General features: G+C 69.9%; 16 protein-coding genes. 10 read left to right on the top strand and 6 right to left on the bottom strand.

Annotated features, from left to right (window positions below; genetic code table 11):
• Positions 1-288 precede the first annotated feature (288 nt).
• Complete coding sequence (locus ACZ4W9_RS36945) at positions 289-981, bottom strand: hypothetical protein (protein WP_467943395.1); 693 nt, start codon at positions 979-981, stop codon at positions 289-291.
• Between the two features lie 175 nt (positions 982-1156).
• Here ACZ4W9_RS36945 and ACZ4W9_RS36940 point away from each other — a divergent pair, with 175 nt between their 5' ends.
• Positions 1157-2173 (top strand): ATP-dependent DNA ligase, encoded by a 1017-nt coding sequence (locus ACZ4W9_RS36940; protein WP_467943393.1) that lies wholly within the window; start codon positions 1157-1159, stop codon positions 2171-2173.
• A gap of 33 nt (positions 2174-2206) precedes the next feature.
• Here ACZ4W9_RS36940 and ACZ4W9_RS36935 read toward each other — a convergent pair whose 3' ends face one another.
• Positions 2207-2509 carry a hypothetical protein gene (locus tag ACZ4W9_RS36935; RefSeq protein WP_467943391.1) on the bottom strand — a complete coding sequence of 101 codons (303 nt, stop codon included), beginning with the start codon at positions 2507-2509 and terminating at the stop codon, positions 2207-2209.
• A gap of 323 nt (positions 2510-2832) precedes the next feature.
• Here ACZ4W9_RS36935 and mobF point away from each other — a divergent pair, with 323 nt between their 5' ends.
• The 5 genes from mobF to ACZ4W9_RS36910 are packed head-to-tail and all read left to right on the top strand — an operon-like array spanning position 2833 to position 9496.
• On the top strand, positions 2833-3567 hold the full coding sequence (gene mobF, locus ACZ4W9_RS36930; protein ID WP_467943389.1) for a MobF family relaxase: 735 nt from the start codon (positions 2833-2835) through the stop codon (positions 3565-3567).
• Positions 3548-5020 (top strand): hypothetical protein, encoded by a 1473-nt coding sequence (locus ACZ4W9_RS36925; RefSeq protein WP_467943386.1) that lies wholly within the window; start codon positions 3548-3550, stop codon positions 5018-5020. The genes mobF and ACZ4W9_RS36925 overlap by 20 nt, the downstream gene beginning before the upstream one ends.
• On the top strand, positions 5017-6960 hold the full coding sequence (locus ACZ4W9_RS36920; protein WP_467943383.1) for a hypothetical protein: 1944 nt from the start codon (positions 5017-5019) through the stop codon (positions 6958-6960). Before ACZ4W9_RS36925 ends, ACZ4W9_RS36920 begins: the two co-directional genes overlap by 4 nt.
• Positions 6957-9059, top strand: coding sequence for an integrase (locus ACZ4W9_RS36915; protein WP_467943381.1), 2103 nt, complete (start codon positions 6957-6959; stop codon positions 9057-9059). The genes ACZ4W9_RS36920 and ACZ4W9_RS36915 overlap by 4 nt, the downstream gene beginning before the upstream one ends.
• Complete coding sequence (locus tag ACZ4W9_RS36910; RefSeq protein ID WP_467943379.1) at positions 9056-9496, top strand: hypothetical protein; 441 nt, start codon at positions 9056-9058, stop codon at positions 9494-9496. The genes ACZ4W9_RS36915 and ACZ4W9_RS36910 overlap by 4 nt, the downstream gene beginning before the upstream one ends.
• Positions 9497-9696: 200 nt before the next feature.
• Here the strand turns inward: ACZ4W9_RS36910 and ACZ4W9_RS36905 are convergent, their stop codons facing one another.
• On the bottom strand, positions 9697-10947 hold the full coding sequence (locus tag ACZ4W9_RS36905; protein ID WP_467943377.1) for a hypothetical protein: 1251 nt from the start codon (positions 10945-10947) through the stop codon (positions 9697-9699).
• Between the two features lie 298 nt (positions 10948-11245).
• On the opposite strand from ACZ4W9_RS36905, the gene ACZ4W9_RS36900 reads away from it, so the two are divergent.
• Entirely contained in the window at positions 11246-12583 is a 1338-nt protein-coding gene (locus ACZ4W9_RS36900) for a relaxase domain-containing protein (protein WP_467943375.1), read from the top strand.
• 125 nt (positions 12584-12708) lie between these two features.
• Positions 12709-12906 carry a hypothetical protein gene (locus ACZ4W9_RS36895; protein ID WP_467943373.1) on the top strand — a complete coding sequence of 66 codons (198 nt, stop codon included), beginning with the start codon at positions 12709-12711 and terminating at the stop codon, positions 12904-12906.
• 254 nt (positions 12907-13160) lie between these two features.
• On the opposite strand, the gene ACZ4W9_RS36890 is transcribed toward ACZ4W9_RS36895, so the two are convergent.
• Both ACZ4W9_RS36890 and ACZ4W9_RS36885 read right to left on the bottom strand, forming a co-directional pair.
• Positions 13161-13994, bottom strand: a complete 834-nt coding sequence (locus ACZ4W9_RS36890) for a transposase family protein (protein ID WP_467943367.1) — start codon at positions 13992-13994, stop codon at positions 13161-13163.
• Between the two features lie 72 nt (positions 13995-14066).
• The gene (locus ACZ4W9_RS36885; RefSeq protein ID WP_467943365.1) at positions 14067-14522 is read right to left on the bottom strand and encodes a hypothetical protein; all 456 of its coding nucleotides are present in this window, start codon (positions 14520-14522) and stop codon (positions 14067-14069) included.
• Between the two features lie 665 nt (positions 14523-15187).
• Here ACZ4W9_RS36885 and ACZ4W9_RS36880 point away from each other — a divergent pair.
• Entirely contained in the window at positions 15188-16672 is a 1485-nt protein-coding gene (locus ACZ4W9_RS36880; RefSeq protein WP_467943363.1) for a PP2C family protein-serine/threonine phosphatase, read from the top strand.
• Positions 16672-17181, top strand: coding sequence for an STAS domain-containing protein (locus tag ACZ4W9_RS36875; protein WP_467943361.1), 510 nt, complete (start codon positions 16672-16674; stop codon positions 17179-17181). The genes ACZ4W9_RS36880 and ACZ4W9_RS36875 overlap by 1 nt, the downstream gene beginning before the upstream one ends.
• A 1085-nt stretch (positions 17182-18266) precedes the next feature.
• Here the strand turns inward: ACZ4W9_RS36875 and ACZ4W9_RS36870 are convergent.
• Positions 18267-18698, bottom strand: coding sequence for a hypothetical protein (locus ACZ4W9_RS36870; protein ID WP_467943359.1), 432 nt, complete (start codon positions 18696-18698; stop codon positions 18267-18269).
• Between the last annotated feature and the right edge of the window lie 243 nt (positions 18699-18941).

Genomic DNA, 18941 nt, shown 5'->3' with positions numbered 1-18941 from the left:
TTTTTTGGTGGTCGGTGTTGCGCGGGGGGGGGGGGGGGGGGGGGGTTTTTTTTTTCCCCCCCCCCCCCCCCCCCCAGGGCGGGCTTGCCACAGGCACACTGGGCCAGACGCCACAGCAGGCGGGGCAGGGCCTCGTACGGCACGGTGAACTCCTCCGTGCAACACGAAGCCCCGCCGGGCGGCCGGGTGCGGGGTAGCTGTTCGCGTTGAAGGGCTGACCCCTGCTGTTGAGCGGGACTTCCCCAATTGGAGAAGTCCCGCGATTTTGGCGGCACCAGCCCCGGGCAGTCAGCGTGAGGCGACACCCCTAAACCCCGGACCGAGCCCGCGCCGCTTGCCACGAGGCGCGGCGCCAGGGCGGGCGGTGAGGGCCGTGACCACCGCCTGAGCCGCCTGTGGGGTGAGGCCGGCGCTCACCTGCCCGGAGGCAAGGACCCGCGCGTACGCGCCGGTGCCATGGGCGCGGACTGCGTCGGCGAGCGCGGCGGCCGCGGTCTCGGCTGGCCCGGACCCCCAGCTGTCATGGTCCCGCTGCTGCGCCTGGCGGGGGACGGTGTCGCGTTGGTTGAGGAGCACGGCCAGGGCCTGCGCCTCGGGGGCATCCAGCGTTACCGTGACCAGCGCGGCACCGAGCTGGTGGACACGGTGCCGGGTCAGACCGTGCGCGGCGAGTGCCTGGCGCAGCGCCGCGCTTGTCCCGGCCGTAGCTCTGCCACCGCCCGACTCGCCCGCCCCGGCTCCGGCCTGCTCGGCGCGCTCGACGACGGCGGCCGCCGCGACCGGCACCACGGAGAGAATCTCCGCGCATTCCGGATCGAGCTGGGCGAGCGCACCGGCCAGGACCTCGAGGGCGGAGGCCACGTCCTCCACTGCGCCCGCGCTCCACCGCGCCGGGTCGGCGGCGTCGGCCAGCGTGCACGCCGCGACGACGGCCTCCTCCGCCAGCGCCTCCACTCTGCCCGGCTCACCAGTCAGCTTCATGTCCCGCCCCAACGAGATTCGACCGCGCATGGTCGTGCGCGCTCATCACATGATGACGTCCGCGATCCGTTCCATCGGCACGAAGCTCACGGTCGCGCGGTTGCGGGCTGCAAGACCTCGACACCACCGGCTGCGCCAGGTCGCGGGGACAGCGGCCAGCCCGTAGACCGGACGTATGGTGCTTCGGCCGCCGGTGGAGCCGATGCTGGCGCAGGCCCGCGGCACGGTGCCCGCGCCCGGCGCGCTGCCTGGTGGGCTTCGATTTCAGCCGAAGTTCGATGGCTACCGGGCGCTCGTCTTCACGCCGTGGCCGGCGCCCGGCCCGGTGCTCGTGCAGTCCCGCCGCGGCAGCCTGATGCAGAGCCGTTTCCCTGATCTTGTGGACACGGCCGCGCACCTGCCCGACGGCCTGGTCCTCGACGGCGAGCTGGTCGTGTGGGTGGAGGGCCGTATGTCGTTCGAGGCGCTCCAACGGCGAGCCGTCTCCGGCGGCAGGACTGCCACCCGCCTGGCCCAGGAGATGCCGGCGTACTTCATCGTCTTCGACGTCCTCCAGCTCGACGGCCAGGAGCTGCTGCACGTTCCGTATGGCGAGCGGCGCAAGCGGCTGGAGCGGCTGTTCACCGACCACGGGCTGAGTGCCCCGTGGACGCTCTGCCCGGAGACGGGCGATGTTGCGACGGCGCGGGAGTGGCTGACCTCCTGGACACAGGTACCCGGTGTCGAAGGCCTGGTGATCCGAGGCACGCAGCAGCGGTATTTGCCCGGCGCCCGCGCGCTCTACAAAGTGCGCCGCCGGGACACCACTGAGGCGGTGGTCGGCGCGATCACCGGCACCGTACGGCGGCCGCAGACGCTCGTGCTGGGCCGCCTCGACGCGGAGGGTGTGCTGAGGGCGGTCGCCCGTAGTACGCCGCTGCGGCCGGACGCGGCGCGGGACCTGGCCGAGCGGCTGACACCCGCAGGGCATGGTCACCCATGGGAGGGCGTCCGGTTCACGACCTCCTGGGGGTCGCGCACCCCGCTCGACGTCGTGCTGGTCGAACCGATGCTGATCGCCGAGATCATGGTGGACACGGCGCAGGAGCGCGGAGCGTGGCGGCACCCGGTGCGCCTCGCCCGGCTCCGGATGGACATCGCGGTCACGGACGTCCAGCCCTTCGGCGCGGGCGCCGAGCCCGCCAGCAACTGACCGTCCTCCCGCTGCTTCCGACGCGGTACGGCGTCACGGACCCGTGAGGATGTCGTGGGTGCCAATACGGCGCCAGATGACGTGCGGGGTGCCGGGGCGGCGTTCGGGCCCGTACTCCCAGGTGGCGCGTCCTGCGGGGCCGGTGCCCATCGACCAGGTCAGTTCGTAGATGCCCGGTGCGCGCTGGACGCGCTTGACGCGGAGGCCGGCGCGGAAGCGGCCGGTGCGCAGGTCCTCGACGAAGGCCGCCACGGTCTGACGGAAGCGGCGGCGCTGCTCCGGGGAGAGGCGGTCCAGGTCGGTGGCGAAGCGGGGCAGGGTCTCGTAGGTCGGCACGTCGGTCCTCCGGGCAGCAAGAAGCCCCCGGCGTTGCCGGGGGCGGAGAGTGAGTGACGTGGTGCAGGCGGCGCTTTGGCCGTCAGGTGGGGGAGCGGTACGTAGATGTACGGGCGGGTGGCGTCTGCTGGCGGTTCGGGGCTTGTGGGGCGGGTGTGACTGGGGGCCGCGCAGCATTTACATGGCCCGGGTGGTGTCCGCCGGGCGGGCACGACGGCGCCGAAAACGCCCGCCCGGCGGGTGGGGCGGTGAAGTTCCGGTGAACTCTCCCGCCGCACGGGACCGCGCTTTTGCGCAGGTCAGAGCCGGTGTCCCCTGTGGGGATGCTGAGTGTCGCGAAGGTTCAGAGGCGTAACGCGTGGCGGTACTACGTGCGCGGAGTCGCGTTCGGGGACGGCCGCCGCCGGGCCGGCCAGTCGTTGAAGGACGCCCAGGAGCTGGCCGGGCTCCCACCGGGACGGTGGCTGGGGCGTGGTCTGCGTGCGCTGGGGCTCACCGCGGGCGCGGAGGTGTCCGAGCGGCAGTTGGAGCTGGTCTTCGGGCAGGGCCGGCACCCGGACGCCGACCGCATCGAGCGCGGCCTCCTGGACGACGACGCCTACCCGGCCACGGCCCGCCGGCGGACCGTGCTGGGGCAGCCGATCGAGGAGATCGAGGCGCGCAAGCAGACCCCGCTGCTCGCCCTCGACTTCACCTTCCGGCCGCAGGCGTCCCTGATCGTGCTGTGGGCGCTGGGAGACAACAAGACGCGCCGGGTCATCGAGCGGGCGCACGAGCGGGCCATCGCCACCGCGCTGCGCTGGCTGGAGGACGAGGTCGCCGAGACCCGGTGGTCCTCGGGCCGCGGCCGCGCCAAGACGCCGGCCCTGGTCGTCGCGGCGTTCCGGCACTTCGACAACCGCGACGGGCTGCCGCTCCTGTTCTTGGGGCGTTTCAGATCTGTCTCATTACCCATCCCTCGGCACAGTGAAGATCAGCTCTGCGGACAGCTGGCACCTGGTACATCTCGTCTTTCATCCCTTCTGAGCGGAGTGGCGGGTGCAGCTGTTCTCGGTTGATCGGGCGGTGGTGGAGCGGTACCTGCAGAGCGACGTCCTGTCTGGCGCCGAGGTGGCTGCGCTTCTGGAGCATCGGGGTATCTCGGATGGCACTCCGATCTACCTTGACGACGAGACGTTGCTGCCGGTCGAGCCCCTGAACTCGTGGGCCAGGTCGTTGTCGTACGCCGACTTGGACGCCTCGACGATGCGCGACTACGGCCGGATCATCGCTCGGTTGGACCGGCATCAGAGTGGCCGCGGGGCGGATCTGCTGAGTGCCACCGAGTCCGACCTGGTGGCCTACAAGAGGCTTCGCACCAGGCACCAGCGGCGGCCGATCGGGGCTGCGGCCTGGAGCAAGGAGTCGGGTCTGATCGACCGGTTCTACGGCTTCCTGGTGGACAACAGGCACCTGGATCGATGTCCGGTGCGTGTCGCCGCTCGCGGCAGGAACGCGCTCAGCCCGCGGATGCGACTGGGGATGGACATCCGGCACATGACGTTCGAGCAGTACCGGTACTTCCGCGACGTGGGACTGGGTGGGCAGCTTCCGGACGCTCAGGTCAACCGTTCCTTCCGCGGGTCGGCGCCGCACCGCGGCCGTGCTGGTGCCGATCTCGCGCTGGGCACCGGTTCGCGCTGGCGCGAGTGGGCCACCGTGCTGCTTCCCGAGCTCGGCGTCGGGTCAGGTGTCGCTCGATCGGGCGCCGAGTTCACGGTTCAGGCGTGCGCGAAGTACGGCAAGGCCCGCACGATCTATGTTCCCGAGGACGCCATCGACTCGGTGGACACCTACTGCCTGCTGGAACGTCCGGAGCTGGCCCGGGCAGCGGCGCGGACACTCGCCCGCAAGCACCGCGACCTCTTCGTGGTCAAGCGAATCGACTACGCTGACGGGCGCGTCCGGGGCACGCTACGGGGAGTCGAGCGCGAGTACGCGATCTCGGCGATGCCGGCCAACCTGCGCCGCATCACCGTTCACGAGGGTGAGTTCGGGCTGGAAGCGCTGGCGGTCTTCATCTGCCGCGGAGGGCTGATGCCCGGAGCCGATTCCTGGAAGCGCTACCGGCACGCGGCCTGGCGACGTATGGCCGGCCTCGCTGACGAGACGACTCCGCGTCTGCCCGCGAAGCGCTGGCGCTGGCACGACCTGCGCCACACCTACGCACTCCAGCTGCTGACCTATCTGGAGAACCTCATGGACGGGGAAGAACCGGATCACGCCAGGCGGCAGCGCCGGCACCGCTCCTACCTCACCGGGCACATCCGCTACAACCCGCTGCTGATCGTGAGCCGCAGACTGGGTCACTCCAGCCCGGAGACCACTTACGCCTACCTCGAGTACACCGACGACCTGATCCACGACTTCGAGGAAGCGTTCCGCAACTGGCTCGGGGACGGGGAAGCCACCTACGCGCAGATCGCCGCCCACGCTCTGGGCGTCGGTGCCAACGGGGGTGGCACGCCGTGACGCCCCTGACCAACGCCAAGCGGGACCTGGTACGCCAGGCCCTCGCGTCTCCGGTCGGACCCGGTGGCTTGGGGATCCGCGCGGTCGAAGGCAAGCGCGGCGCCGTGAAGCAGATCGTTCTCTACATCGACCCGGCCGACTACACCTGCTCCCGTCTCGCAGCGGAGCTGGCGGACGAATGGGTCGAGTACGTGACCGCCACGGAGATTACCGGGTGGGCAGTCTCCTACCGTTCCGCGATCAACCGGTTCTGCAAGGCGATGGGCGCCCAGGCTGGGCCCGCGGCCGCTCGGTTGACCCTGAGCCGGCCGGGGCTGGTGGACTTGATGGTCGAGTGGGAGAGGGGTCTGCCGAAGACCTATGCAGCCGGGTCGATGTGGCCGGGCTACCTCTCGAGCGGCGTGCGCACTCTGATCATGCGCCGGGACGATCACGCCGACAGGCAGGTGGACCCTGCTCTGGCTCGTCTCGTCCGCGGACCGATCACCATCCCCTGGGGTGAGTCCAATGAGCGGGATGAGTTCACCCGCGCCGAGAAGCGGGCCATGGTCAGCGCCGCTTGGAAGTGCGTCCAGGCGATGGAAGCCCGGATCAAGAAGGGGTGGGAACTCGCCGGGACGGGCCGGCACCCGGGCACCGGCAGCTGGACGAGCATCCCCGACCTCCTCTGGGCGCTCGGCCACGGGGGCCTGCAGCCAGCAGAGATCCGAACCGCGATGCCGTCGGCGGCGTGCTGGCCCGAAGAACTCCGCAAGGTCGCTCTCCGCGCCGACGGCACCTTCGTGTCGAACGCGTCCAAGCACAGGCTCATCAAGTACCTGGTCGAGACGCTCTACCCGACGACACTCGACCTGCACGCGTTTCGGGTCCTCCTGGTCGATGCCACCGGGCATGCCCCGGAAGAGCTGACCCAGTTCGGCGCCAAGGACGTCGAGTTCCTTCCCAAGGGTGTCCGGCTGACCCTGGTGAAGAACCGGGCCTCGCGCATGCGGCACCGAGCCTTCTACGACGCGAACCCCAGCAGTGCGGCGGATGAGGCAGCCGGCGACGTCTTCTCCGACCAGCCCCGCCGCGAGGCCAGTGAAGTCGTCCGAAGGCTCATGGCGGCCACGGACCGAGCCCGGCAGAACGCACCCCACATCACCGACTCTCTGTTCGTACGCGCCACGGCCTGGACCGATGGACGCCTCGTCTTCGACAAATGGAACCCTCTGGTCCCCAAGGCGAACTTCGCTACATGGCTGCAGACCTGGGGCGTCACCGTGACCGGCGAGAGGCACGTGGGCCGGCTGCGGAAATCCACCAAGGTGGAGAAGGCGATCGTCACCGGCGGACGGATCAGCGCGGCGGCGGACGACCACACCCAGGAGACGTTCGCCGGCCACTACGCGCAGGGCACCACGCTGCGGATCCTCTCCGGACAGGTGATCAACACCGCGCAGAAGCATTGGTTCAACAAGGCCCTGGCCAAGGATGAGGATGCAAAAGGGCCCACCGTCGTCACGCCGGAGACAGTCGACCAGCTCCAGGATGCTGACCAGCTCCAAGCTCTCGGCCTGGCGGAACGGGAGGCCGACGGGATCATCCAGGGACAGCTCGACATGGGCGTGACCCACTGCCGCAACCCATGGGAGTCCCCCTTCAGCCCGGCTGGTGAACTGTGCTCGGTCGCGCCCCTGCGCTGTCTGGAATGCCGCAACGCGTGGATCCTGCCGAGCCAGCTTCCCCAGCTGCTGCTGTTCGAAGAACACCTTGAGCGACTGCGCAGACGACTCCCTCCCGAGGTGTTCACCGCCCAGTGGGGCCAGAGCTTCACCAACCTCAAAGCCGTCCTCGCCGGCCGTTCCGACGCGGACAAGACACTCGCCCGCAAGCACATCGAGGCCGGCCGGGAATCCCTGAGCCTGCCCCTGGCCGCCCACGTGGAGTTCGACGCGTGAACCTCACCCTGCCGCAGCAGCTGCGAGCCCCACTGTTCCGCGACGACGAGCCGGTCATCCAGGGCCGGTCACAAACGGGTGCAGCGGACCCCGGCGGAAGGATCCCGCGATTCGGGGACACCGACTTCTGGGACTTCAACAGCGTTCTGCGACGCCCGGCGAACGTCGCCCCCAGCACCTGGCGAATCCGTTTCGCGGGACCGCTGACCGACCCCTACTGGAATCTCCTGACCCGCGAAGTCCTCATGATCGCCGCGAACCCAACCCACCGCGCTGTGATCAATCACGGCCTGTCGCTGGGCAGCACGGGCGTCGCCGTCGCGACCATGCAGAACTTCGTCTCTTACCTGCGACGCCTGGCGAACTGGGCTGCCGAGAACGGTCTGCCGCCCTGTCCTGATCAATGGACGAGCGACGTCCTGCGAAGGCGGATCAAGTACATGCGGGACAGCACCACCACCGGACCCGCCACCACAACCAGCCACGTCACGCTCTTTCGGCAGATGACCGCGATGGCGCCCGCGCTGAGTCTGCCCTGGCCCTCCGACGATCCTTGGCCCGGCAAGACCGCCCGGCAGGTGGCCGACTACCCGATGTCCTCGGAACTGGTCCTCAAGCCCGTCCCCCCGCACATCTGGTTTCCGCTCATCCGCGCGGCGTGGACCTACATCCACACCTTCGCGCCCGACATCCTCCGCGCGAGCCACCGCTACGAAAAGCTGAAGGCCGCGGCCTCCACACGAATCCTGGGCAGGCACGAGGAAGTCGGAACGTGGCTGGCCGATCCGGCCAACAAGGTCCCCGTCCGCTTCGAGAATGGCCGGCCGACCGGTACCATCCCGCAGCCGAACTACCACTACCTGGCCCTGCTACTCGGGTTCGACAGGAAATCAGGCAACGCGCTCTTCCACGGACACTCGAAACGCGCTTCGGAGCGATGCCGGATGGCCATGGAGGCAGTCGCCGAAGGACGCTTCTGCCCGGACAGCATCATCGATGACCTGGTGCACGTCACGCGGCCCGACGGCAGCACTGGCCCCTGGCACCCGGGCATCGACGCCTACTCCCTCTACCACCTGAGAATCGCGCTCCGGAATGCCGCATTCGTCCCGGTGGTCGGGCTTTCCATGATGCGCGACTCGGAGGTCCAGGAGATCACGCGTGACAGCGTGGTCGAGCACTACAGCTCGCCCGCCATCGCCTCCACCCTTCACAAGGGCCGCCCCGGACAGCCCCGAAAGCACTGGTGGATCACAGAGCCCGTGGCAGAGGCCATCGCCGTCGCCGAACTACTCACCGAGAGCGACCGCATCTTCGCCGCCATGCCCCGCCGAGGGACGCAGAAGGTCCACGGAGTCCGCCTCCTGAGGTCGTTCATCGACAGCGTGAATCAGGGCCGAGCCTGGTCGGGCCTCGATGAAATCCCCGACGGATACGTCCGGCCCCACATGTTCCGCCGGACCATGGCCATGCTGACCGACCAGTTCGCCGGCTCGGAGATCGCGCTGGGCATCCAGCTCAAGCACATCGCGACAAGGGCACTGGCCAACGCCGCCACCCGCGGCTATGCCGCAGGAGACACGTCCTGGGCCGAGCACCTCAAGGACGCGATCGAAGTCGCCCGCTTCCGCAAGATCAAGGACCTCTTCAACCTCCACAAAGAGGGTCAAGTCATCGGCTTCGGCCCCGGAGCAGACCGCCTCACCAGCGCCTTCGACCAGATCATCTCAACCGCCAAGGCACGCGGAGGGGACGCCCGGGTCGAGGAAGACCTCCTCCGCAAGACACGCGTCACCATCCGCTTCGGCACCTTGAACAACTGCCTCTACGACGACACCAACCCCTCCGGCGCCGTCTGCCTCGAGCACGCCGTTGTTCCCCCAGGCCACACCGGTCCTCTCCACGATCGATGCCGACCCGACCGATGCGGCAACAGCATGATCGGCATCGAACACCTCCCCATCCACGACTCCCACCGGCGAACCCTGTTGAAGCTGCTGCAGACCCCGGGCCTCCCCGCCTGCCGCAAGCAACTGATCACCCGCGAACTCGAACGCGTCGAAGCGATCCTGGACAAAGCTGGCGAGGCCCGCACATGACCGCCGGGGATGGAACGAGAGGACGGGTCAGCACCAAGAGCGGCGCGGCCCTCCGCGCCGCCATGGCCAGACTCCTCGCCGGACGACCGGAGAGGACCGATGGGCGCCTGACCAAGGAGAACCTCTGGCGAGAAGCCCAGGTCAGCCGGGCCACCATGAACAGAGCCCAGGAAGTCCTCGCCGAGTGGGACGCCCACATCGCCCAGCACGGGAAGACGACCCCGCGCGAAGCGCAACGCGACACAATCATCGCTGACCTGCGCAAGAAGCTGACCGCAAAGACCCAGCAGTGCACCCACTTGGAGAAGCAGCTTCAAGCGGCAGCCGTCGCCATCGCAGCCCTCCACCACGACAACGAAGCCCTCCGCGACGAACTCAGCGAACGGGCCACGACCGTCGTCGTTGGAATCGGCCCCCAGCGCAGGAGGCCGAGATGATGATGAGGATCTTTGAGATCGGTCGGGGCTGCTCGATGCCTCACGTGCTCCGCTTCTCAACTGAGTGAGGAACGGAACGAGCGCCTCACAGGTGGCCAGCAGGAGTAGCTCGCGTGTTCAGCGTGCGTGTCGGGCTGAGTAGCCGTGCTGCCTTTACGTTCCTGAGCACTCCTTCGCTCGCTGCGTGGTGCTGCGGTGCTTCAGGCGGTGCGGTGCGCTCCGACGAAGGACTGCAGTGCTTCCTGCGTGTGGGGAAGGCCGAGGTCCCGCAGCCGGTCTGCGGACGAACGGATGAGCCACGCGTGCCGGTGGCCGGCGAGATCGCCCAACAGCTGCTGTTGCGCCGCTGTCAGGTCGGCGTAGCGGGGCGCGGGGTGCGGCTGCGGAGCGGGAAAGAGCTCCTCGATCGCCCTGCGGGTGCGGGACCCGTAGCAGTCCCAGACGATGCGGGGCAGGCATGCGTCGAGCGCCTCGCGCACGGCGGCCGGGTCCGAGCCAGGCGGCAGGGAATGCAGGGTGCGCTCGATGTGGCCGTGAAGGTCGCCCTCGCAGTAGTCGGTTACGCAATTGAACGGGCTGCGGGCAGCTGCGGTGAGTTCCGTGACAGCCCGGCCGAGCAGGCCGGGGCCGACAGGGGTTCCGTCAAGGCCGGCAAGGCGGATGAGGGCGGTGGCCGCGGCCCACCGCATCAGCGGATCTGCGGCATCCAGGTACGGGGTGATGTCCTCGGCCGTGGAAGAAGGGCCGACGAGGCCGGCGGCAAGCAGCGCGGTGGCTGCGGTGACCGGGTCCTTCTCGTGTGCAGCAAGGGCGAGGAGGCGGGGCAGTGAGGTGGTGGAGAATTCGGGAAACCAAGCCAGGAGGTAGGCGATCCGGGTCCGCAGACGGGCGTCATCATCGTCGAGTAGGGCGAGAAGGCCCGGGAGTTCGTCGAGGACGGCGTCGTATGACTGAAGCGCCGACCACCGGGAATCGGGCGAGTTACCGGCCGCCACCCAGTCCCGTATCTCCTGTAGCTGTGCGCGCTGGTCGGCATCCGTCGCGGCGGCTAGCTGCTCCTCGTACCACGGCAGGAGCTCCTCCGGTCCGGCCTCCGCCGCGGCCGCACGCCATCCGTCCACGTTGATGCCGGTGGTCACGTCGTACTCGTCGTGCCAGTCCACGGCCAGCCGGGTGAGCAGCCACATCGTGTCCTCGCGGGCGGCTGCGGGGCCTGCGAGGGCGATTCTCGCGAGGAACGGCACGGCGACCGGAGAGGCCGAATAGCGGCTGCCCTGGTGAAAAATGCTGCTGAACAGGCTGCTGAACGCTTGCTTGCGCGCCTCGTCGTCGCTCCCGCACAGGGTGCGTATACGCCCTGGAACGTCATGCGCCGACTCGTAGGCGTGGGACAGGCTGGCCCAGTCCACATCGTCCAGCCCCGCCAGCAGCTTCTCGTACTCGTTGATCATCGAAGAAGGATCGCAGGAGGCACTGACATAGCCTCCGCGGCGCAGCAACAGCTGGTCCCGCCCGAGCGGCACCGGTCCACAACTTGCTGCAGATGGGAATTCACGGCGAGCAGGTCTAGGGAACCTCCAAGCAGCTGGTGGGGAAGATCATGGAGCCTCATCAATGACCCACTGTTCTGCCGGAGCCGGCGCACCGGTTCAGCATCTTGGCGTTGTCTCACCGCCTCACAGGCTCACGCCGTCTGGCGGCGCGGCGCGCGATTCGCTGATCGGCGCGAAGGTCGCGATCAGCTGTCTCATGAGACACCCTGAACGCGAAGAACTCCTGCACGACCACTGCCTGATCCTCAACCGCGTACAGCGCCTTAACGACAACGGCGAACCAGTGTGGGGCGCCCTGGACACCCACCGCCTGTACCAGAACGTGGTGGCCGCCGGGACGCTCTACACCCTCACGATGACCACCGAGGTGTGCGAGGAGCTCGGGCTGGCGACGGTGCCCCGGGAGGTGACGCCGGGCCTGCGCCCCGTCATGGAGGTAGCCGGCGTCGACTCCGAACTCATCGACTGGTCGGCCACCCGCCGCCAGCAGATCGAGGACGTCCTGGAGGGCCTGACCTACAAGTACGCGCAGAAGCACGGGCGGCTGCCCGGCGAGCAGGCCCGGCACGGTCTGGGGTGGTGGGCGGCGCAGGACACCCGCCGGGAGAAGAAGACCCCGCGCCCGCTGGAGCAGCTGCTCGCGTGGTGGAAGGCGTCCGCGCTGCTGAAGTTCGGCAAGCAGATGGTCGACGGGCTCCTGGACCGCTGCCGCGCGGCGGGCGCGGCGATCCGGGCCCGGGTGGACCCGCACGTCGACGTCGTGCTCGCCGCCGTCGACGTCGCCGCGGTCGTCTTCACCGTGCGCGGCAGGTTCGCCCGCCGCCACGTCCTGGCCGAAGCGCGCCGGCATCTGCTGCAGACCCTGCGCGGCCGCGCGTTCACTCGCGGCCTGGACGACTACATCGCCCACCGTGCCCTGGCCGACCACGGCCGCCAGACCACCGATCCCCAGCCCGGCCGCCGACCCCCGGCCGCCGACCAGATCTTCTACACCGCCGACTTCCCCGCGCCCGATCCCTGGTTCATCGCCGGCACCGACGGCACACCGCCCCGCGAGTCGTCCCGCTACGAGCGGGCCCTGGTCGCCAGCCTCGCCGTACGCAACGCGATCCGCGCCGCCCGCACCGCTCCCGCCGGGCAGGCCGACGCCCCGGCCGCGACGTCGGCCACCGCGCACACTGGCGAGCGGCACCACGACCAGGCGTCAGCCCCGCCGCACGCCGTCGACCACCCCGGCCGGGACGCCGCCCCCGCCCCGGTGCAGCGGGCCACCGCCGTCCACGCCCACCAGCAGGCCGCGATGCCCGAGGAGTACCTCGCGGGCCGCACGACCGACGCGGGGACGTGGCTGCGCACACCGAAGAACCTGCAGCGGCTCGCCGCCTTCACCCGCGCCGCCGACGCCCGCCGCCGCGCCTACGAGGACACGAACCCCCCGGCCGCGCCCGACGCCCCCGCCGACAGCCACCGCCAGGAGCACGAGCAGCAGCACCAGCAGCCCGGCCACGGCCAAGGCCCCGGTCTCCGGCCGTGACCGCCCGGCGGGACGCACATCGAAGCCACCGCGCCAGCGCCTGGCACGCACCCGGCGCCCCAGCCCCGGAGACAGCGGGGCACGGCGAGAGTACGAGTACCGCCCCCGTGAACGAGGAGGAACCCGTGGTCGACCTGATCCTGATACAGCTCTCGCCCAAGCAGCGGAAGCGCCTGGAGCACCTGGCCGACGCCAGCCGGCTGCGGACGGCGCTGTACCCGACGCCGAAGCCGCGGCCGGTCCGGCGCCGCTCCCGGCACTACCCCGGCGGCCGGCCGAACCCGTGGCGCACCGCGCGCCTGCGCCGCCGCCACTTCCGGTGAGTGGACACGGTGGACCCCACCACCCACCCGGTGGGCGGCGTGACGCCCACAGAGTGGAGCCCACCGTGAGGATCCACCCGAGGGGAGTGGAGCCCACCGCGAGGCGCACCGGGTGGGAGTGGCCTCCACCGTGACGCTGGGTGAACTCCACTGAGCCTCCGCCAACTTGAAGTCGCGGGTCAAAGGGCTGGTGTGACCGGTTCTCGGGGTACTCGTGCTGGTCGTGGGCGGGAGGCCACGGAGAAGATCGTCCGTCAGCGGTTGATTTCGAGGTTCGTCAGGACGAGCAGCGCGCGCAGGAGGTGGGTGGCGCGGGCGGGGTCGGTGCGGAGTTTGGTGAGGATCCGCCAGTTCTTGAGGTGGGCGAAGCCGTGCTCGACCGGTGCCCGTCCGACGGCGAGGACTCGGTTGGCCTCCTTCTCGCCTTGAGTGAGCTTGTGGGTACGAGTGGCGATGTAGCCGGTGACGATCACGGGGTCGAGGACGTCGTTGTCCAGGCCGCGGAAGCCGAGGTCGGCCAACGCTCCGAGACCGGCGGCGCGCAGCTGGGCCAGGATGTGGTCGTGGCGGGCGGCGGTGTTGTCGTGAGTGCGGCCGGGCCGGGCGGCGGATATCCAGATCAGACGCCCGTTCTCGTCGGTCAGGGCGAGGAAGTGCAGGCCATGGCTGCGGTGCTTGCCGGAGTAGTTCCGCCGGTCGGCCTTGCCGGTGCGGCGTCTGGTGCGAATGAGGGTGCCGTCGATCAGCACCACCTCCCCACCCTGCCTGGCGACCTTCTTCAGGGCGCGGTCCAGGCGCGGCGCCTGGGCGGCGAGCAGCCCGATCAGCTCGTCGCGCCAGCGGCGGACGGTGGACTCGGACACATTGTTTCCGCCAGCCATGTCGGCCAGGCGCTGGTCGTGACGCAGCACGGCCAGGACGATCACCGCGATCTTCCCAGGCGGCAGGATGCGCCACCTGGAGCGAATCGCCTTCAGGCGGCGCTGTAGCAGATCGGCGAGGTGGTTGACGGTGCTCGTGGACAGCGGCAGACGGCACTGGTAGACAAGCGGGCAGGTGCCCTCGGCGCGCTCTTCGGTATTCGTCACACAATTCCAACGGCCGCCGGGGGCACCCCGGTTACGCCCGTGCCGAGCCGCTCCGAGCGGCGGTCTTGCTGGTCACAGGCGGGTGGCGAACCGGCCGTCGGGCAGTTTGCGCAGCCAGCCGCGATCGACGAGCCTCACCAGCTTGCTGCGCAGCGGTTCCAGCTTGGACCGCACGCTGATGTCCACACCCACCACCTCGCCGACCTCACGGGCCATGACCGGTCCGGCGGCCTGCCGCACGGCGGCGATGATGCGCTGGTAGTCCCATGGCAGGGCGTCCTCCTCCACTCCCGGCTCGCGGTGTGGGATCAGCATCACCGCCCGTCCGGCCACTTGCCCCGGCATCGGTCGGGCTGATGAACGTTCCTCGGCGAGCTGCCCGGTCATCCGTTCAAGGACGCGTTCAGCAACGGCGAGTTCATCCCGCTCGGCCCGCACTTCCGCCAGCTGTTTGACCAGCTGCTCTTCGAGTTCGTCCAGTTCCGCGCGCCGCGCGGTGATCCGTTCCAGCAGCTCGGGATCCAGCATGCACCGGATCGTAGAAGGCTGCAGGACTACGGCGAGCAAGAACCGGACAGTTCAGCTACCTACTTCTACTGACGACCGTTTGTTCAGGGCTCGATCGCTACGAATGTGGTTCTGGTCGGGCCGACCATGCGCCAGACGCTGAGCTTCGGCCGTGACCTCAGCATCGAGTTGGGCCAACGTCTGTTCCCGTACTCGACGATGTGGTACTCGTCATCAAACTCAGCCAGGCGCTCGGCGAAGGACTACAGCCAGGCCGTGCCGGTCGTCTTCACCCCTTGGACCAGCTTCAGGAGTACGACACGGGCGCGGCGGTGTGGCGGCGTAGGCGTGCAGACGCTGACGGCCGAGCTCAGCAACCCCGACGGTGACGTTCTCGACTGCCACCAGGCCGCCCGCGCCGAAGCGGAGGAAGACGGTGCCAGGCAGCTGAGCGGGAGGCCCGGCGGCCGGTGTGCAGGTGATGCGGGCAGAAGTGCACCGATCAGCGGTGGAAAAAGCTCACCATGCACGGTGCCGAGGGCCGATGACCGGGACGTGCCGCGCCGGGCGGGGCACCGTGGCGGGGAGCTGTTGGCGGCGACATTGGCGTTCGGGCATGTGGTCGATTTAGGCTGCGTCGGTTCGTGCCGTTCACGGCGGCAGCCCATCAACGGAGAGGAAAGCCGATGATGCAGCAGGCATCGGCCACCGACCCGGCTCCCGGGCGCCGCCCCGAGCTGGTCCCCGACCCGGATGCGGAGACGGCCCGTATAGCGGCGGTACGCCGCTACGACATCCTCGACACTCCGCCCGACGGGGCGTTCGACCGGGTGGCGGCGATGGCCGCCCGGCTCTTCGACGTGCCGGTGGCGACGGTCACGATCGTGGACACCGACCGCATCTGGTTCAAGGCCGCCCACGGCCTGGAAGGCGTCAAGGAGATCGGCCGCGATCCGGGCCTGTGCGGCTCGGCGATCCTGCGCGATGACGCGCTGGTGATTCCCGACACACTTCGTGATCCTGTGGCAGCGGGCAATCCGCTGGTCGCTGGAGAGATGGGGGTGCGCTTCTACGCCGCCGCACCGATCATCACCCCCGACGGGCACCGGCTGGGCACGGTCAACGTCCTCGACACCAGACCGCGCTCGATCACCGAGGACGACACCGCCACCCTGGCCGATCTCGCCGCGATCGTGCTGGACGAGATGGAGCTGCGGCTGTCGGCGCTGCGCGCCCTGCGCGACGAGCAGGAGCGGCGGGAGGCGGAAAGCCGTCACGCCGAAGCGGAACGGGCGCGGGCCGAGGCGGAGCGGGCGGCGCGGGAGCAGGCGGAGCAGGACAAGGCCGCCATCGCCGCGTTCGCCTCCACCCTGCAGCGCACCCTGCTGCCCCCGGCTCTTCCCGTGGTGCCCGGCCTGGAGCTGGCCTGCCACTACCGCACCGCCTCCGTCCACGACGTGGGCGGTGACTTCTATGACGTCTTCTCCCTCGACGGCGGCCGGTGGGCGTTCTTCCTCGGCGACGTGTGCGGCAAGGGCCCCGAGGCGGCGACCGTCACCGCTCTGGCCCGCCACACCCTGCGCGCCGCGGCCCAGATCAACCCGGACCCGGTCACCGTGCTGAGCGCGCTCAACACCGTGCTGCTCACCGACGTCACCGCCGGCAGCCGCTTCTGCACCGCTCTCTTCGGCCTCCTCGAGCCCCGGGAAGGCAGCGGCTTCACCGTCACCATCGCCACCGGCGGCCACCCGCCGGCCTACCACGTGCGCCCCGACGACAGCGGCGCGGTATGGGTCAAGGCAGTACGCCCCCAGGGCGGCATGCTCGTCGGCGCCTTTCCCCAGGCACCCTTCGTCCAGACCACCTTCTCCCTGACCCCCGGGGAGAGCCTGTTCCTCTACACCGACGGGCTGACCGAAGCCCGCACCACCGAAGGCGCCATGCTCGGCGAGGACGGCCTGACCGGCTTCCTCCATCAGCGCACCGGGCCCGTCACCGCCTCCTCCCTGGTCGAGGACACCGTTACGCTGCTGGCCTCGCTGCCCGACGGAGCCGGCGACGACGTGGCCCTGCTGGCCCTGTCCGTGCCCGGCCCCCAGGCCGCACCCGACAGCGGTGCCGCCGCCACCGCCCACACCGCCGCCGCCCCCGAACACATCGGCCAGGAGTGATGACCGACGTGACCGACACGTTCCACCTGACCGTCCAGCACCCTCGCCCCGGCCTTGCCGTCGCCACGGTCGTCGGGGAGGTGGACATGCACACCGCGCTCACCCTGCACTCCAAAGCCCTGGAGATCATCCAGCGAGGGCACCCGTGCCTGGTCCTGGACCTGGCACAGGTCGGCTTCTGCGACTCCGCCGGTCTGAGCGCGCTCATCCGCATCTGGCACGCGGCCCAGGCGGCGGGCGGCTTGCTCAGCCTCGCCGCTGTCCCCGACCGTCTGATGCGCATGCTCAGCATGACCGGCGTCGACGCACTCCTGCCGGTTCATGCCACTGCCGCTGAAGCGGTCGCTGCCATGTCCGCCGGCCAGTCCACGGGCGCAGACGTGCACGGCTCCGTCACCAGTTCCTCGACGGGGGGCGGGCACCGCGAGCTGACCGAGGGCGAGCCGGCGGCCTTGGACAACGGGCAGCGGCAGGAAGCATCCCAGGCGGGAAACGTCGTTCAGGGCTGAGCGGACAGGCGGAGACACAGAGCGGGGCGGCTGTCCGGTCCGGCAGGCGCCCACTCATGCGTACGACATCGACGGCGAACCGCCAACCGCGAACTGACCGCTGCGCTGCACACCGCCCTGTAAGCAGCTCTCGAACCTCCCCCAGGAACCCGTCTCACGAACTTATGGTTCCGCCGAGACTGCTGGTGTGCTGCGGTACTGCGGATCCTCACCAAGGTCCGCACCGATCCCGCCCGCGCCAGCCGCCTCCTGCGGCTCGTCCTGACGAACCTCGAAATCAACCGCTGCCGGATGATCTTCTCCGTGGGCTCCCGCCCAGAACCAGCACGAGTACCCCGAGCATCGGTCACACCAACCCTTTGACCTGCGACTTCAAGTTGGCGGAGGCTCACTCCGGCGCACCCGACCAGTGGGAGGTGCGGGACATCGAGGCATCCGGTGCGCGCACCGACGCCGTCGCGCACCGCCGGGCACCGCACCGTGGCGCGCGCGAGGCGACGCGCACACACCGGTGAACTCAGCCCTGGCGCACCGGTGCGCACCTCTGTCCGGCCCGATGCAGCGGGCACCCGCTGACCCGTTCCCCAGCCGCTCCGCATGTGATCTGCCGCACAATATAGGTCCGCATAACGCGCATTCGGGACTTCGAAGAGATCGCGGTCAAGGGGGCGTGTGATATAGGAACCCGGCTCCGGCTGGGCCTCCTTGGCGACGGGGCCGCGCACCGCATCGGCCCGCACCGCGTGGCCCGGTGCGCACCACCAGGAACGCGCGGCGCACCGCACCACCGCACCGCACCGAGCGCACCACTGCGCCGGGAGTGGACTCCACCGTGTGGAGTGGACCCTACTCGGTGGACTCCACCGCACCCGGTGGCCGGACGGGGTGGACTCCACTCGATCGACGGCACCGGGTGGGAGTGGATGGCGGCACGGCGGGGGAGTGGGCGCCACCCGTTCCACCGTCCACGGCAGGTCGTGCACCCCCTTGTCCACCTCCGCTACCTACGACATCGCCACCGAAAACGGGCAGCGCCCGGGGGAGGAGAGATCTCCGTCCCCGGGCGCCGTCCCGGCCGGTTCGGCTCAGGCCGCGGCCGCCCCGTACCGGGCGCCAGCGTCGCGGTGGATGTCGGCGAGGAACTGGTGGACCTGGTCGACCTCCTGCATGCACTCGATCAGGAACCCGGCCGCGATCCACGCGGTGTGCGCCCCGGCCCCGCTCGCGAGGCACCACCGCTTGAGGTACCGGTTCGCGACCGTCACCAGCTTCCCGGTGACGTGCGCGGACTCGCAGTCGGCGTGCTCATCGGGCACGACGGTGAGGTAGTCGGCCAGCAGCAGCGCACCGAACTCACCGATCAGCCGCGCCAGCTCCGGTCCGTCGGCGTGGAACGCCTCCAGCGCGGCCTTCTCCTCCTTACTGCCCTGCTCCTGCCAGACCAGCTCCACGTAGTCGCAGGCCCGCAGGATCTGCTCCGGCGCGAGCCGGTGCACCTTGGGCGACGTCGTCTCCATGACAACTCCTTGTCGTTCACTGGCCGGGGGCCTGGTGCGCCCCGCCGATCGCCCTTACGGTGCGCGCCCGGCCCTGTGGACAGACCGCGCTCCGGGACACGGGCCGGGCGTGACTCCGGTCACGGACAAACTCAGACTGCAAGGGGCGGTCAAGGAGGAATCGGGCGCCGGTTGTTGGTGGCCGTCAGACCGCGGTCAAGGGGTGGCTTCACACGGTGGCTCCGGCCCGTGCGCAGATCCGCG

Source organism: Streptomyces sp. NPDC029296 (genome assembly GCF_055569255.1).
This window is presented reverse-complemented; position numbering and strand designations above follow the sequence as displayed.

Excerpts from the sequence above, each read along its gene's own strand:
- mobF (WP_467943389.1), top strand. The coding sequence starts at position 2,833 with ATGCTGAGTGTCGCGAAGGTTCAGAGGCGTAACGCGTGGCGGTACTAC.
- ACZ4W9_RS36880 (WP_467943363.1), top strand. The coding sequence starts at position 15,188 with ATGATGCAGCAGGCATCGGCCACCGACCCGGCTCCCGGGCGCCGCCCC.
- ACZ4W9_RS36945 (WP_467943395.1), bottom strand. The coding sequence starts at position 981 with ATGAAGCTGACTGGTGAGCCGGGCAGAGTGGAGGCGCTGGCGGAGGAG.
- ACZ4W9_RS36870 (WP_467943359.1), bottom strand. The coding sequence starts at position 18,698 with ATGGAGACGACGTCGCCCAAGGTGCACCGGCTCGCGCCGGAGCAGATC.
- ACZ4W9_RS36900 (WP_467943375.1), top strand. The coding sequence starts at position 11,246 with ATGAGACACCCTGAACGCGAAGAACTCCTGCACGACCACTGCCTGATC.
- ACZ4W9_RS36910 (WP_467943379.1), top strand. The coding sequence starts at position 9,056 with ATGACCGCCGGGGATGGAACGAGAGGACGGGTCAGCACCAAGAGCGGC.
- ACZ4W9_RS36905 (WP_467943377.1), bottom strand. The coding sequence starts at position 10,947 with ATGATCAACGAGTACGAGAAGCTGCTGGCGGGGCTGGACGATGTGGAC.
- ACZ4W9_RS36885 (WP_467943365.1), bottom strand. The coding sequence starts at position 14,522 with ATGCTGGATCCCGAGCTGCTGGAACGGATCACCGCGCGGCGCGCGGAA.
- ACZ4W9_RS36940 (WP_467943393.1), top strand. The coding sequence starts at position 1,157 with ATGGTGCTTCGGCCGCCGGTGGAGCCGATGCTGGCGCAGGCCCGCGGC.
- ACZ4W9_RS36875 (WP_467943361.1), top strand. The coding sequence starts at position 16,672 with ATGACCGACGTGACCGACACGTTCCACCTGACCGTCCAGCACCCTCGC.